The sequence below is a fragment of the Streptomyces sp. NPDC001020 genome (assembly GCF_053599115.1).
On record NZ_JBSFLQ010000026.1, the window covers coordinates 81,380 to 95,619 of the forward strand.

11 protein-coding genes and 2 pseudogenes are annotated in these 14,240 nt (G+C 68.9%); 5 read left to right on the forward strand and 8 right to left on the reverse strand.

The genetic code is table 11. From position 1 onward, the window contains the following. Nucleotides 1-545: 545 nt before the first annotated feature. The 3 genes from ACWDEX_RS24140 to ACWDEX_RS24150 all read right to left on the reverse strand — a co-directional run bounded on the left by ACWDEX_RS24140 (nt 546) and on the right by ACWDEX_RS24150 (nt 3,475). Nucleotides 546-1,433 carry an alpha/beta fold hydrolase gene (locus ACWDEX_RS24140; protein ID WP_450465932.1) on the reverse strand — a complete coding sequence of 296 codons (888 nt, stop codon included), beginning with the start codon at nt 1,431-1,433 and terminating at the stop codon, nt 546-548. A gap of 2 nt (nt 1,434-1,435) precedes the next feature. After that, nucleotides 1,436-1,822, reverse strand: coding sequence for a DUF6204 family protein (locus ACWDEX_RS24145; protein ID WP_450465933.1), 387 nt, complete (start codon nt 1,820-1,822; stop codon nt 1,436-1,438). Between the two features lie 84 nt (nt 1,823-1,906). Then, complete coding sequence (locus ACWDEX_RS24150; protein ID WP_450465935.1) at nt 1,907-3,475, reverse strand: MFS transporter; 1,569 nt, start codon at nt 3,473-3,475, stop codon at nt 1,907-1,909. A 136-nt stretch (nt 3,476-3,611) separates the two neighbouring features. Here ACWDEX_RS24150 and ACWDEX_RS24155 point away from each other — a divergent pair, with 136 nt between their 5' ends. Further along, a complete protein-coding gene (locus ACWDEX_RS24155) occupies nt 3,612-4,310 on the forward strand; it encodes a TetR/AcrR family transcriptional regulator (protein WP_450465937.1) in 699 nt (232 codons plus the stop codon). 436 nt (nt 4,311-4,746) lie between these two features. Here the strand turns inward: ACWDEX_RS24155 and ACWDEX_RS24160 are convergent, their stop codons facing one another. The 3 genes from ACWDEX_RS24160 to ACWDEX_RS24170 all read right to left on the reverse strand — a co-directional run bounded on the left by ACWDEX_RS24160 (nt 4,747) and on the right by ACWDEX_RS24170 (nt 7,874). After that, nucleotides 4,747-5,223, reverse strand: coding sequence for a hypothetical protein (locus ACWDEX_RS24160; protein ID WP_450465939.1), 477 nt, complete (start codon nt 5,221-5,223; stop codon nt 4,747-4,749). 184 nt (nt 5,224-5,407) lie between these two features. Next, nucleotides 5,408-6,724, reverse strand: coding sequence for an RICIN domain-containing protein (locus tag ACWDEX_RS24165; protein ID WP_450465941.1), 1,317 nt, complete (start codon nt 6,722-6,724; stop codon nt 5,408-5,410). Nucleotides 6,725-7,034: 310 nt separating this feature from the next. Then, on the reverse strand, nt 7,035-7,874 hold the full coding sequence (locus tag ACWDEX_RS24170; protein WP_450465943.1) for an IS5 family transposase: 840 nt from the start codon (nt 7,872-7,874) through the stop codon (nt 7,035-7,037). 123 nt (nt 7,875-7,997) lie between these two features. Between ACWDEX_RS24170 and ACWDEX_RS24175 the strand changes: the two are divergent. The 3 genes and pseudogenes from ACWDEX_RS24175 to ACWDEX_RS24185 form a co-directional block, all read left to right on the forward strand. Next, nucleotides 7,998-8,522, forward strand: a pseudogene (locus ACWDEX_RS24175) (IS701 family transposase); the annotation flags it as partial. A 151-nt stretch (nt 8,523-8,673) separates the two neighbouring features. After that, a complete protein-coding gene (locus ACWDEX_RS24180) occupies nt 8,674-9,033 on the forward strand; it encodes a transposase (protein ID WP_450465945.1) in 360 nt (119 codons plus the stop codon). A gap of 416 nt (nt 9,034-9,449) precedes the next feature. Beyond that, nucleotides 9,450-10,499, forward strand: coding sequence for a phosphotransferase enzyme family protein (locus tag ACWDEX_RS24185; protein WP_450465947.1), 1,050 nt, complete (start codon nt 9,450-9,452; stop codon nt 10,497-10,499). A gap of 89 nt (nt 10,500-10,588) precedes the next feature. On the opposite strand, the gene ku is transcribed toward ACWDEX_RS24185, so the two are convergent. Both ku and ACWDEX_RS24195 read right to left on the reverse strand, forming a co-directional pair. Continuing rightward, the gene (ku, locus tag ACWDEX_RS24190) at nt 10,589-11,422 is read right to left on the reverse strand and encodes a non-homologous end joining protein Ku (RefSeq protein ID WP_450465949.1); all 834 of its coding nucleotides are present in this window, start codon (nt 11,420-11,422) and stop codon (nt 10,589-10,591) included. A gap of 215 nt (nt 11,423-11,637) precedes the next feature. Beyond that, the gene (locus tag ACWDEX_RS24195) at nt 11,638-12,786 is read right to left on the reverse strand and encodes a hypothetical protein (protein WP_450465951.1); all 1,149 of its coding nucleotides are present in this window, start codon (nt 12,784-12,786) and stop codon (nt 11,638-11,640) included. A 687-nt stretch (nt 12,787-13,473) separates the two neighbouring features. Between ACWDEX_RS24195 and mobF the strand changes: the two are divergent. Further along, a pseudogene (mobF, locus tag ACWDEX_RS24200) lies at nt 13,474-14,136 on the forward strand (MobF family relaxase); the annotation flags it as partial. Nucleotides 14,137-14,240 lie beyond the last annotated feature (104 nt).

A 14,240-nucleotide genomic window follows, 5' to 3' on the forward strand; every position in this document is an offset into this window, starting at 1 on the left:
CGTCGCGCGGGGTACGAGCGAGCCGCTGGCGGGCAGCACGCGAACGCTGCGCACCGCGCCGGTGTCCTCCGATGTGCGCCGCGGCGGCGATCCGCGCAGTGATCAGCCGGAGTTGGTGGCGTATGCGGGCGAGTCCGGTCGCCGACGGGCTGGCCGGTGGCCAGGTCCTACGCCCGCACCGTCTCATCGTCGCTGCCGGTGACGGCGGCCGGGCGGTTGTTCGCCATCGCTGTTGCCACCGCGGCGTGGTGACCTTCGAAGTCCGCTACCGCCGGTGGGACGGTGTGGTCCAGTCGGCCCCTCTTGGGGCGGCGAGGATCCTTGGCCCCGCATCGGGCTGCACGGCGGGCGTTCGAGCCGAAGCGCGGTACCCTGATCGCCACCCGGGTCCCTGGCGTTGCCGTGGAGGAGGCGGATGCGGGCCGGGTGAGGATCAGGGGCCGAGCAGCGGAAGGCGTCGCCCTACGTCGGCAATCGTTGGGCACTACAGACCGAGCGCACTATCTCCGGCCTCGCGGCGTGCTGCTTCGCTGAACATGTCTTGCTCACGTGCACGTCGTGTGAGCAGCCACGGCGTCGATGATTGCGGGCCAGAGTTCTCGTGGTCGGTCGTGGCCCATGTCGGCGAGCAGGATCAGTTCCGCGCCGGGCACGAGTTCGGCTGTTCGCTTCCCTCCACTCGGATCGATGAGGGTGTCGTCGAGGCCGTGGATCACGAGGGTCGGGACAGTGAGGGAGGCGAGCCCCTCGGCGCGCGACCCTCCGAGGATCATCGCTCCGAGCTGACGACCTGTGCCCGCTGGGTAGTACGCGCGGTCGTAGCTACGGGCGGCGAGTTCTCGGATGCCGTCGATATCGGTGTAACGCCGGGACGCCCAGATGGCTTCTCTCTCGGATGCGTTGATGTATCCGGCACGGTCTGCGGGCTTGGGGCTGAACAGCACCTGCTGGGCTGCGGGACTGGGTTGTCCGTATTCGGACTCGCCGGTGGAGGACATCATCGAGGTCAGGGTGAGGCACCTCTCAGGGTGGGTGATTGCCATGGTCTGAGCGATCATCCCGCCCATCGACGAGCCGAAAATGTGGGCGCGAGTGATCCCCATGGCGGTGAGCAGGCCCAGGCCGTCGTCGGCCATGTCCTGCAGCGTGTAGGGGATCATCGCTTGAGCAGCGGGGATTTCGCCGGCGCTCACGGTCTCGATGAACCGCGTCATGTCAACCGGATGGGCGTCGAACTTGGTGGACAGGCCGCAGTCGCGGTTGTCGTACCGGATCACGTAGCGCCCTCGCTTGGCGAGCATGTGGCAGAAATCCTCGTGCCAGGAGATCATCTGGGCTCCGAAGCCCATGACCAGCAGGACGGGTGGATCGGCGGGGCCGCCGAAGGTGTCGTAGGCGATGGAAGCCCCGGACGGAACGTCGGCGATGGGCATGATTACTCCTCGTGAACGTGGTGCTGGTCGCGTCGCCCTTGCGGCTGGGGGCGTTTGATTTTTACGTCGTCCAAGCAGGTCGTGGTGGTTCTCAGGCGCTTGAACGGGATCTTTTCGGATGTCAGATAGTCGATTGCTATGACCTCGGCCTCCACTGCGGCGAGTTCGTCGGCCTCGACAGCGGTGTCCGCGTCGACCCCGATGCGACAGCGGAACGTGAATCTGGTCAGGGTCGGTGTATATGTGAACGTTCCGTCCTCGGTGAAGGCCGCGAACTGCAGGTCATGTTCGCCCTGCTCGGCGAGCAGTCGTGTACGGAGCGGCTGTTCGAGCCCATCGAACTGGCCTGTCACCTGAGCTCTGTATGTCCTCACTGTCATGTTTGCCATACCTTCGTGAGTTGGCGTGCGGCTATCAGCCGGCGACCGAGTCGAAGCTGATCGCGGCCATCAAGATCTCCGACTGTGTCAAGCTCAGGCGGAGCGGGCCTCGGTCAGTTCCTCCGGCTGCGGCTGGCCGGAGGAGCCGGCCAGGGCGAGCGGCCGGGCCCGGCCGAGCGGCACGGCGACCAGGACGGCGGTGACGGCGAGCGCGCCCGCGCCGCTGAGCACGGCGACGTGTATGCCGTCGAGGAAGGCGCCGTCCACCGCTGCCTGGACCGGCCCGGGCGGCGCGGGCGCCGTACCGGCGGACCCGTAGGACGCGCCGGCCGGGGCGTCCGCGATCGAGCCGACGGCCTCCGGCGGGACGCCGAGGCGGCGCAGCGCGGAGGTCAGCGAGTCGCTCATCCGGTTGGTCAGGACGGCGCCGAGCACGGCGATCCCGAGTACGCCGCCGAGTTCGCGCAGGGTGTTGATGGTTGCCGAGGCCATTCCCATCTGCGCCGGGGAGACCCGCTGCATCACCCCGATCGACACCGGGGTGAAGGTCATGCCCATCCCCAGGCCCATCGCGAACAGCGTCCACATATAGGCCAGGTAGTGGGCGTGGTCGCCGTACAGTGACAGGCCCCCGAGGCCCACCGCGCACAGTGCCAGGCCGAGCACCAGCGGCAGCCGCGGACCGTACACGGCGGTCAGCCGGCCGGCCAGTGGTGCGGCGATCACCAGCATCGCGGTCATCGGCAGCCCCGCGTAGCCCGCGGCGGCCGGGGACCAGCCGAGCACGCCCTGCATCATCAGCGGCAGGAAGAACGATGCGCCGAACATCCCGAAGCTGACCATGAACCCGCTGAGCATCGCGCCGACGAGCGGGCCGTCACGGAACAGCCTCAGCTCCAGCATCGGCTCGGCGAGACGCAGTTCGAGCAGCAGGAAGGCGACCAGCAGCACGGCGGCCGCGGCTCCGCAGCCCAGCACCCGGGTGTCGGTCCAGCCCCGGGAGGGGCCCTCGATCAGCGCGTAGACCATCAGGGCCAGGCCGGCAGCGGACAGCGCGAGGCCGGCCAGGTCGATACGGCGCGGTCGCGCGGCGATGTCCGGCAGGACGCGGGCGGCCAGCAGCAGTCCGGCCACGCCGATCGGCACGTTGATCCAGAACACACTGGCCCAGCCGAGGTGTTCGACCATCGGGCCGCCGAGCACCGGGCCGACCGACAGACCGAGCGCGGAGACCCCGGACCAGGTGCCGATCGCCTTGGCGCGCTCGCGCTCGTCGGTGAAGACGTGCCGCAGCAGGGTGAGGCTGCCGGGGGTGAGCAGCGCGGCCCCGACGCCCTGGAGCATCCGGGCACCGACCAGCACGCCGATCGACCCGGCCAGGGCGGCCACCGCGGAGCCGACCGTGAACAGGCCGAGGCCGAGCCGGAACACCCGGGTGCGACCGTAGCGGTCGCCGAGCGCGCCACCGGTCAGCACCAGAGCGGCGTAGACCAGGCTGTAGCCCTCGACGACCCACTGCAGGCCGCTGATCCCGGCGTCCAGGTCCTGCCCGATGCGGGGCAGGGCGTTGTTGACGATGACGTTGTCCACCATGGACATGAACATGGTGATGCAGAGCGTGAGCAACGCGAGCCGCTTGCGGCGTGGACTCAACTCCTCCATGGATTCCCTCCCGACTCGAGGCCCCTAACGGCGTTAGGGGTGCTTTCGGCAGCCACAGATTGCACCTAACGGTGTTAGATTGCAAATGGGATTCCCGGAATCCCCCACGACACCGCTAGGAGGCGTCCACACAGCCATGCCGGAGAACGACACCGCCGCACCGGCGAACAGTGCCGGAACACCCGCCGTGACCAGGGAAGCCCTCGCCCAGGCGGCACTACGCGTACTGGAACGGGACGGCCTGGCCGGACTGTCGATGCGCAAGGTCGCCGCCGAAATCGGCGTCAAGGCGGCCTCGCTGTACTGGCACGTCCGCAACAAGGAGGAACTGCTCGACCTGCTCAACGACGCCATCATGGCCTCGGCCGAGCCGCCGCCCCGCGAGGGCGACTGGCGGGCCCAACTGAGCGGCTACTGCTGGCTCTACCGTCGACTGCTGAACGACAACCGCGATGCCGTCAAGATTATCGCCGGCCGCTTCGCCCCGGGTCCGCACCAGTTCCAGCTGCTCGAGGACCAGCTGGACCGGCTGCGCGCGGCCGGATTCTCCGATGAGCACGCCGCCCTGGCCTCCTACCTGCTCAGCTCCTTCGTCCAGGGCTTCGTGCTGCAGGAGCAGTCACCGATGTCGGCCGCCCACTCCGGCGGCGCCAGCCGCCTGGACGTCGTCGCCGAGGTCCGGGATCGCTTCCGCGCCCTGCCCGTCGGCGTCTTCCCCAACCTGGTGGAGCTGGCCAGGGACCTCACCGAGCCGAACTTCGACGCCCGCTTCGGGTTCTGCGTCGAGCGCATCCTGGACGGCCTGGCGGCCCTGCTGCCGCAGGACCGGCACTGACGGCTCTGACGGCGAGGAGGCTCACCCGGCACCCGGCCGCACGTTCCCGGAGGAGTCACCGATGACCGAGCCGTATTCCTCCGACGCGCCGTACGCACAGGGCCTGCTGGACGTCGGCGACGGGCAGCGGATCCACTGATCTCGTGGTTGATCCGCTCCAGCGGGCTGGTCGACTGGATCTTCTTCCAATTGGGATGGGCCATCGCGCACTTCCTTTGAATTCGCCGTTCTACTCGGAGAGTTGCGCGATGGCTGCCCCACGACCAGGTCGTTCATCCGGGCCCCGGACGGCCTCTCGCCGGCTCCGCTTGTGCACGGACCACCGACGGCCCGTCGGTCGAACACCTGGCGGAGCTAAAACAACTCGGCGGGGTGGGGCCGGAGCAACCCGGCGGAGACACGCTGGGGTACGGCCGGGGAGGCCTTCGTTTGTGCTTCACGCCGCGCTCTCCTCAGCTCCGGTTGGCCGCAGGTCGGTTGCGTTCGCCCGCCGCTCCTCGTACCGCTTGCTGAGTCGCTTGAGCTTGCGTCGTACACGCTCCCCGTACCCCGCCGGAAGCCCGGCGCTGAGCGCAGCCTCGTGCCAGGTGTCGTTGGTCGCTTCCCAGGCCATGGCGAGCGCATTTTCGTCGAATTCGAGACCCCGCAGCACCGCCAGCAGTCGGCTGTCGGCTAGCTCGCCGAGCACCTCGGACTCCGGAGTGCGGTGCTCGGCCAGCAGATCCTGCACGGTCAGGTTCGTGCTTACAGGATGGCTGAGAAGGACGGTCCGCCTGCCCCGCGTTCTGCGCTCCCACAGCGGCTGCAGAGCCTGATGCTCAGCGCGGGCATGCCGCTCCAACACGTCCAGGACGTACCGATCGGTGCTCTTGCCCCGGCCCAGAACGTCGACCCAGTTACCCAACAAGGCCATCTCGACCGCCTCACGCCACCTCTGAGGATGAGAGAGGCCAAGCCACTCCTTGCTGAACCCATCGACTGGAGTTGCTCAGCCGTCGTCGACAGAACCGATCCACAGGTTCCGAGCATTGCTGCAGCGAGAGCATCCGCTTCGTGATTGCATTGACTCAGCTGAGTGGTGGTGCCTGGCCCGGGACCTACTCCCTGGGGTGCAGGTAGAAGATCTCGTTGGCCGCAGGGTTGGGCCAGTCGGGGCCCAACTGGTACCGCCACTGGATGACCCAGGCGCCGTCGCCGGTCTCATTGCGGTTGATGTTCGCGTACAGCCCGGTCGCGTTGTCGCGCAGGACGGTCAGGTTCGGGAACGTGGGGTTGGGGTGTTCCAGGGTGAAGTTCTGGGTGTCGCGGCGTGGGCCGCCGCTGCCGGGCTCGCCGTTGATGGGGTGGCAGTCCCAGATGTTCAGGTAGTCGCCGGCGTGCGAGCCCTGGCCGTTCGCGACGTCGAGGCACTTGCCGTTCGACTTGCTGACGAGCCGGTACATCGGCTTGCCGGTGTCACCGAGAATCCCCAGCCAGCGCAGGTACCAGCGCTGGTTGTCGCCGCCGTTGTCGTGGTACTGGATCACGTGCGTGCCGTTGGCGCTCTCGCCCTGGTACACGTCCAGGAGCCGGTCGCTGTTGTCCGCGTGGATCGTTAGTTCGGCAGGCCCCGCGGATGCCTGAAGGGATCCAAAGCGTACCGGCCAGTGGTCGCTGCCGTGGTTGGGCAGCACGGTCGCCTGCCAGCGGTCGGTGTCGACGTCGGAGACCATGTAGTCGAGTTCGTTGCCGGACTGCTGGGTAGCTTGTCCGCCGTTGTAGATGCGCGAGCCCGCGGGCAGGTTGAGCGCGGGCAGGTCCTGTGGGGCGCGGTTGAAGTCGCCCAGTGCGGCCCAGTCCAGAAAGCCCTGGAAGAACGCCGCCTGGGCGATCCGGCGCAGCAGGGCTCCGGCGTCGTTCCCACCGCCCGACGCCGCGTGGACGGAGGCGAAGAGGATGCCGTCGGCGCGGTTCACCACGCCGAGGGCAGGGCGGTAGACGCCGTTGATAGCAAGGACGTTGTCCGGCTGCCACGCCGTGACCATCCCGAGGTCGCGGGTGGTGGTGCGCAGGATGTACAGGTGCCGGAGCGGTCCGTTGTCGCCCTGCACCCAGAGATAGTGCTCAACGCCGTTGACCATGCCCTGGTAGTACGACCCGGCAGGCTGCCCCTGCGGAACTTCCTGGAGGGCCACGACGTCGTGGGTACGGGCCAGGTTGTATGCGCCCGCCCAGCGGTCCGGTCCGGCTTGCATGTTCCAGGTCGCCGCGACATGGCTGTCGGGGTTCGCGGCCTGTGCCACGCCACTGTTCACAACCAGCCCCGCGCAGGCCAGGAGCAGCGTGATCAGGGCCGCCACCGGGCGGCCTAATCGGACCGTGGACCTCGGTTTGCCGGAGCGGTCAACTCCGTTATTCCGTCTGCTAGTTGTCATGCTTCGAACTGTCCCAGACCGCACAAGCCGGGACCATAGGGGTGGCATTCAAACAGCCGTCCAGGTGGTTGGGTCCGGCCTGCTCCTGGTCGTACTGGCGGCCACCGTGAGCATGCAGACCCGCGCGGGAACCCGCACGCACTGGAGCACCGCAATCCCGCCGAGTTCGAGACCGACCTCGCGACTTGACCACCACGCGGATGGTGTGCGTCAAAGCGGAGCAAGCTCAGTGACCGGCACCGCGCCACGGAAAACCACGGCAATGGAACACTAAGAGGGCGTTTGATCTAGGTGGATTGCCCTTTATCTCCTAGTAAGTTCCTCGCCAGGTGGGTGTCGTCTCGTCCGTTATGCGCTTGGTGAGGTTGTCGATCGAGGCGACGCGAATCATGGCCTCGGAGCTGGCTGGCAGGGTCTCGTAGTCTCGGGCGAGGCGCCGGTGCAGCATGATCCAACCAATACTTCGTTCGACAACCCAGCGCCTTTTGACAACGTGGAAGCCGCGAACTCCTGGGTTACTGTTGACGACTTCGACGTCGATTCCGAGGCTGGCGCCGTGCTCGATGACGGCGTTCTTGAAGCCGGTGTCGACCCAGCTCTTGGAGATGGTCGGGTAGGTCTTCTTGGCCTGGTCGAGGAGCTGGATTCCGACGGCGTTCTCGGACAGGCTCGCGGCGGTGACAGTCACGGCGAGGATGAGTCCGATGGTGTCGGTGAGGATGCCTCGTTTCCTGCCGACGATCTTTTTGGTGGCGTCGGTTCCCTGGCTGGTCAGGGGCACATTGGTGGAGGTTTTCACGCTCTGGGTGTCGATCACGGAAGCGGTCGGTTCGGGCTTGCGTCCTTCTTTCACGCGGGCCAGGCCGGTCAGGTCGTAGTTGAGCTGGGTGAGGATTCCCTCGTCGCGCCAGGCGGCGTAGTAGGCGTAGACGGTGCCGTGGTTGGGGAAGTCGTGCGGGAGGTATTTCCAGGGGATTCCGGTGCGGTTGATGTAGAGGAGTGCGTTGAATACGTCGCGCAGGTCGACCTTGGCCGGCTGCCCGGTGGGCCTGCGGTCGAGGCGAGCCTTTCTCCAAGCGGTCAATGTCGGCTCGATTAAGGCCCACCGGGCGTCGGACAGGTCGCTGGGGTACGGCTTCCGCTGGCTCACGCCGTAGCGTGATCATGGATGCGGCGGACGGTGCTGTTCCGCTGCTGCTGGGCGTTTCTGCCTGACCTTCAAACCAGACGGACTTCATGCGCGAGAACCGGAGCAAACGGGCGGCCAAGTTCAATGGTACGGGAACGGCTGGCCCGTTGGGCTGCGGCGCACATCTCTCCCGAGGCGTATGCCATCGACGACGTTGGCTTCCCCAAGGACGGCTACGACTCTCCCGGGGTGGCGGGGATGTACTGCGGCGCGCTGGGCAAATGCGGCAACTGCCAGATCGGGGTCAGTGTGAACATGGTCAGCGACCGTGCCTCTTCCGCTGTCGACTGGCGCCTGTTCCTGCCGGAGAGCTGGGACGACGCCAAGCCGGGCGAGGATCTGCTGCTGGCCGAGGGCATCCGGCGCCGCCGCACCAAGGCGGGCGTCCCGGACACCGCACGGCACCGGGAGAAGTGGCGCCTGACCCTGGACATGCTCGACGAGGTGCGCGGGGAATGGGAACCGCCCGACCTGCCGGTCGTCGCCGACGCCGGATACGGCGACGCCACCGGCTTTCGTGAGGGCCTGGCCGAGCGCGGACTGACTTACGCGGTCACGGTCAAGGCCACCACAACCGCGCACCCGGGCGACGCGACGCCCGAGCGCCCGCCGTACTCCGGGCAGGGCCGCCCTCCCTGTCCGCCTCCCCCAGCCGCACACCACCCTGCGCGCCCTGGCCCTGGCCGCCGGACAACCGGCCACCCGCAGCGTCACCTGGCGCCAGGGCAGCAGGGCCACCAGGCGCAACCCGACCGCCGAGATGCGCTCGCAGTTTCTGGCCTTGCGGGTCCGCCCGGCCAACCGCTCCATCCGCCGGTCCGCCGACGGCGCGCTGCCCCAATGTTGGCTGCTCGTCGAGTGGCCACCCGACTCCGCCGAGCCGACCGACTACTGGCTCTCGACTCTGCCCACCGACTCCCCACTGCACGATCTGGTACGAATCGCCAAGATCCGACGGCGAGTTGAGCACGACTACCGCGAGCTCAAGGACGGTCTCGGCCTGGACCACTTCGAGGGCCGCAACTACGCAGGCTGGCACCGCCACGCCACTCTCGCCTCCCTCGCCCAGGCCTTCTGCACCCTGCTCAGGACCGACCCAAAAGCCCCTGCGCCGGCCTGACCCTCTACGCGGTACTCCGCGAACTCCAGGCCCTCCTGGCCACCTGGACCGGCGCCTGCTCGATATGCGGCCAACCCGCACCGACACCAGAACCACACCACCGCACCTAACAAAGCCCTACTAGCCCTCCTCGCCGACCAGGGCGAGCGGCAGGCCGACACCGGGCAGCTCGCGCAGGAGTGGGACAGCTACCGCAGCGACTTCCTCGCCATCGTGTCCACCGCCTGCGGCTTCCCGCACACCGCAGCCCAGCAGCGCAACAGCGCCGACGCCTGATCGTCAGGGAGAACTGCCCCGGGCGACGGACGCAGCGGAGCTTGGCCGGGTTGGCGTATTTCCGTCCCAACCCGGCCAAGCCCCCCACCGGGCCGCGTTAGGCTCGTGCCCACCCGCCCCCCGACCCGAGGAGGGTGCCCATGCCGTCCTTTTCCCAGCTCCCCCATGCCGTACAGCTGGAACTGCTCGAAAACCTGACGCGCACCGCGCTGACCGAGCACTATGGGCTCGAAGGCACAGCCGTACGGATGGAGGTCCAGCAGTACGAGGACAACGCCGTCTGGCGCATCACCCCGCCCGGCCTGAGCTCCTTCGTGGGCCGCCTCTCCGTACGCGACGGCCGCCCTGCCCGCCAGCAGCGCAGCGAGATGCGGTGGCTGGAGAGCCTGGCCGCCTCCCGTACGGTCGCCGTGCCCGAGCCCGTCACGACCGCCAGCGGCCACTACGTGGTCCCGGTCGACGTCCCCGGCCACGACGAGCCGTCCACCCTCGCCCTGCTGCACTGGCTCCCCGGCACAGCCGAACCCCCCTACCAGCAGCCCGACGTGGCACGGGCCATGGGCAGCGCGACCGCCCACCTGCACCAGAACTCCGCCACGGTGCCGTTGCCGGAGTTCGACCGGCCGGTCTGGGACGCACAGACGACCCTCCTCACAGGGCACGCCCTCACCTCTTTGGCCGGCCGCCGACAGCTGGGTGCCGAAGGCGCCACCGTGCTCCGCAAAGTCACGGAGCTGATCACCCCAGCGCTCCACGAGGGCGCCCCGGACGACCGCGGGCGCATCCACGGCGACCTGCACCGCGAGAACCTGATCTTCATGAAGGACGGCGGCGTCGGCGTCATCGACTTCGACGACTGCGGCACCGGCCACTACCTGCTCGACATCGCCACCGTGCTCTCCTCCATCCACCGGATCGCACGCAACACACCGGGCACATACGAGGCCTTCGCCAACGCGTTCCTGGACGGCTACATGCAGGTGCGGCCCCTGCCCGCAGACGCCGACCGGCTCCTGGAGCCCTACCTCCTGCTGCGGGATGCCTTCGTCCTCAACTTCGTCACCACCGCGGCGCCGGGCAACGCCGACGTCGCCTCATGGGGACCAGGACGCATCACCGGCATCGTGGCCAACATGCAGGCGTACCTGGAGGGGCACCCCTATCCAGGCGCCCTCGCCTCCAATCCCTGATCATGCCTCGGGCGTGGCCGCCCGCGCCCGAGGGAGGCGCATTTCGGCGCACCGATCACGATCGCGCCCGAGATCCTGGCGTCAGGCGGTCAGCGAGCAGGCCCTTGTCTCGGCCTCGGTTTCTTCGTGGCCGCGGTGGCGCGGTGGGGCTTCGCTGCCTTCACGCTCTGCTCCAGGGCTGTCATCAGGTCCACGAGCCCGCCCTCGACCGGCACTGGTGCGTGCGGGGGTTCGAGGCCTTCCAGCCGGGCGGCCACGACCTGCTCCAGGGCGTGCCGGTAGGCGTCCCGCTCCTCCTCCAGGTGGAAGTCCCCGCTAATGGTGTCCATCAGTGTCCGGGCCATCTGGAGCTCCTGGCGGCGGGGCGGCTCGGTGGGCGGTACGGCGATGTCGTCGGTGGGGCGTAGTTCGTCCGGCCACATGAGGGTCTGCATCGCGATCACCTCATCGCGCACACGCAGCAGTGCCAGTGATTCGCGGGTGCGGAGCGTGACCCGGACGACGGCCACCAGGTCGCTCTCGCGCATGGCGTCGCGCAGCAGCGCATACGGGCGCGCCGCAGTCGGGTCGCCGATTCCGAGGTAGTAGGGCCTGTGCAGCAGGAGCGGGTCGATCTGGTCCGCGGGCACGAAGGCGAGGACGTCGATCGCCTGGGGCGAGCTGGGCAGCGGCAGGTCGGCGAGGTCGTCGTCGGAGAGCATCACGACCCGTCCGTCGGGCGACTGCCAGCCGCGTGCGACCTCCCCGTACAGGACTTCGATGCCCTCGTGCTCGCAGTAGCGCCGCAGCCGGATGCGGCCGGCCCCGCACTGGGTGTGGACCAGGTGGAGCGGGACGGGGTGCTGGGCGGTCGCGGCATGCACGGTCACCGGGATCGAGACCAGGCCCCAGGAGATCGCCAGCTTCGAGATGGTCTGCGGCATGATCCCATCGCACCGCTGACCGGCGCTGGTCGCACCCCGAAACACGCCCGTGCCACTCACCGTAGACAGTCGGCCTCGGCTTGCTCTCCTGGCCTCGCCCTGAGGCCGGGGGAGCCGGATCAGCGATTGACCGGATCCGCGCCGCGGCCGCTGCACCGGGCCAGCGGTCGGGCCAGGGAGGGGCGTACGCAGGAAATGCTGCCTCGTGTGCACGGTCAGCTGGGAGTGCCGGTGCCGGTGCCGGTGCAGGTGGGGGAGGGGGCCCACTGGCAGGACGGTGCTCGTCCTCCGCAGCGTGAGCAGACTTGTACTTCGGTGAGGGGTTTGCCGTAAACCCATGGCAGGCAGGAGCTGGTGCGGAAGGGGCTGTGTTCGGCTGGTGGCTGATGTCCGGCCGGCAGGTGTTCGAAGCGGGCGGCTGCTGCACGCCTCATGGGCGGGCCACCGAGGGCGGTGACAGCACGTCCGGATTCACTCGCTGCCGCTGTGTGCCGTGCCAGCCAGTGCCCCAGCGGCAGCCCGCTCTTGGTACGCGTGAACTCCTCGACCCCGAGGGCCTGGGCTGCTTGGGCCAGCCAGCCAGCCGGGTCCGCGCCGGGGCGTCGGCGCCGGCGTTCCCACATCCACATCTGCTCGGCGAGGGCAACTGCCTCGGGGTAGACGACGACGGGCGCGGCCCGGCGCCGGCCGCCACGAGCGTGACCGAGCGCGTCTTCGCGTTCCCGCCACACCGTCCGGGCGACGTCGCGGTGGACCCACCACCACAGGGTGACCTGGTGGGCGTCCGCGACGAGCGCGTCGGCCACCGGGCCGATCCGGCGCATCAGCGACCTGTGACGGGCCAGGGCGAGCCCCAGCTGCGGCACGGGGCCGGTGTCGACCAGGTATCCGCCGCGGTCGCCGATCATCCACCGGCGGCCGCAGCCGCACGGCCGCCACCGGTGCCCGTCCGCCACCAGCCACGCCCCCTGCTCCATGCACAGCGGGCAGGCCGGCAGCGGTCCTGATCCGTACTCCTCGGGCCAGGGCGCGATCCGCACCCGCCGCCCCGGGGCGCCGATAAGGCGTTCGGCCCGCAGATCCGGCAACGCCCGGCCAAGCTGCTGCAAGGGCCTTGCGACCAGAGTGGCCAGCAGCTGCGTGGAGGCCTTGGAGAGGTAGACCTCCTCCCGGCCCGGCTGCAGCTCACCGGTCCGGGTCCGGCCCAGGGCGCTGAGCAGTGCCTGGTGCCGTAGTCCGTTCGCCGCCGCTGTGCGGGCGAGGAACGACGCGGTGGTCTCACTGCTGATCAACGGCACCCGCAGCGGCAGGTCCAACCGTGCGGAGGACTTGACGGACCGCAGTGGTGATGCGCGTGTGCTCATACCCCCGACTCATACACCGGAGGCGAGCCCAACGCGTTGGCCGAGCCGAGCCGGATCGGCCGACAGGACCCACGCCAGAGCTATCGCCCCCGACCATGGGTCCGACCACGAGGAGGTCCAGGGCGGTGGTGAAGCGGGGCAGGGCCTCGTACGTGGGCACGGGTGTGTCGGGGGAGCGGCGCGCTGATGTGCGCTCAATGACGGTTGAGTCGGGTGCAGTGCGATTTCGGGGCGGGTGGGGCTCGTGTGGTTGAGGCGCAGCATTCGCACGGCATGGTCAGCTCTCGTATCGGGCGCGCATCACCTCCGCCCACTGCTGGGCCGGGCGGCCTCGCAGCCGTCGTAGCGGCGGCCCGTGATCCAGACGCAGGCCGGGTGATCCTGTTGGCCGGAGGGGCGGGTGCGGCCTTACTCGATCCGGAGCGGCTGGCACAGCGGGCAGAGGTCGTCTCCGTAGAGCGGTTCGTTGGTCATGCGGCGGACTCACACACCGGCCGCTTACCGTCTCGGGCTGTCGCAGCCCGTCTGGCGGGCGCTGCGGTAAAGATCTGGTGACGGCCTCCCGCCCGGCGGGAAGTACCCCGGATCACGCTTTTGTGCAGGTCAATGGCGGGGTTCCATGGCCCGGTGATCAGCAAAGCGGAGGTCCGCCCCGGCGACGGGTGGAGGTACTACTTCCGCAGCGTGATGGTCGGCGACGGCCAACGCCCTGCGGGCAAGCCGCTGCGCGCCGCCCAGGACGAAGCCGGTGTCCCGCCCGGGGTCTGGAGGGGCCGGGGCCTGGCGGCGGTCGGTCTCAAGGCCGGGGACGTGGTGACCGAGCGGCAGGCTGAACTGCTCCTGGGGGAGGGCCGGCACCCGGATACCGACCGGATCGAGCGCGAGCGCCTGGAGGCGGGCGACGATCCGGCGACGCGGCGGGCGACCGTGCTGGGCAGGCCCATTGAGCACAACCGCTCACCCAAGACCGACAGGGCCAAGGAACGGACGCCCTGGCTGGCCATGGACCTGGTGTTCCGGGCCCCGTCGACGGCACACATCGCGTGGGCGCTCGGGGATGACGAGACCCGCTTGGTGCTGGAGCTGTGCCAGGACATCGCCCGGGACAAGACGCTGGCGTGGCTGGAGGATGCGGTCGCACAGATCCGCTGGGGGAGCGGCGGCAAGCACCGCAAGCCGATCCGGGACGGGCTGATCGTCGCAGTGTTCCGGCACTACGAGTCGAGAGCTGCCGAGTCGAAACCGCTCCTCCACGATCATGCGGTGGTCTCGATCCGCGCCCGCCGGCCGGACGACAAGGGGACGTGGGGCAACCTGTCGGCGGACTCGATGCTGGCCCACATCGTCGCGGTTATCTTCAGCCCGTTGATCATCTCTGGTACGTGAGGTCAGGATGCACTTCCCTCACGTGCCTTACGGGTATCTGAGGGTTCTCTGTGACATCTGTTTTGGGG

Bases quoted from the DNA above. Each gene is read 5' to 3' on its own strand.
- ACWDEX_RS24140 (WP_450465932.1), bottom strand. From the start codon at position 1,433: ATGCCCATCGCCGACGTTCCGTCCGGGGCTTCCATCGCCTACGACACC.
- ACWDEX_RS24145 (WP_450465933.1), bottom strand. From the start codon at position 1,822: ATGGCAAACATGACAGTGAGGACATACAGAGCTCAGGTGACAGGCCAG.
- ACWDEX_RS24150 (WP_450465935.1), bottom strand. From the start codon at position 3,475: ATGGAGGAGTTGAGTCCACGCCGCAAGCGGCTCGCGTTGCTCACGCTC.
- ACWDEX_RS24155 (WP_450465937.1), top strand. From the start codon at position 3,612: ATGCCGGAGAACGACACCGCCGCACCGGCGAACAGTGCCGGAACACCC.
- ACWDEX_RS24160 (WP_450465939.1), bottom strand. From the start codon at position 5,223: ATGGCCTTGTTGGGTAACTGGGTCGACGTTCTGGGCCGGGGCAAGAGC.
- ACWDEX_RS24165 (WP_450465941.1), bottom strand. From the start codon at position 6,724: ATGACAACTAGCAGACGGAATAACGGAGTTGACCGCTCCGGCAAACCG.
- ACWDEX_RS24180 (WP_450465945.1), top strand. From the start codon at position 8,674: ATGCGCTCGCAGTTTCTGGCCTTGCGGGTCCGCCCGGCCAACCGCTCC.
- ACWDEX_RS24185 (WP_450465947.1), top strand. From the start codon at position 9,450: ATGCCGTCCTTTTCCCAGCTCCCCCATGCCGTACAGCTGGAACTGCTC.
- ku (WP_450465949.1), bottom strand. From the start codon at position 11,422: ATGCCGCAGACCATCTCGAAGCTGGCGATCTCCTGGGGCCTGGTCTCG.
- ACWDEX_RS24195 (WP_450465951.1), bottom strand. From the start codon at position 12,786: ATGAGCACACGCGCATCACCACTGCGGTCCGTCAAGTCCTCCGCACGG.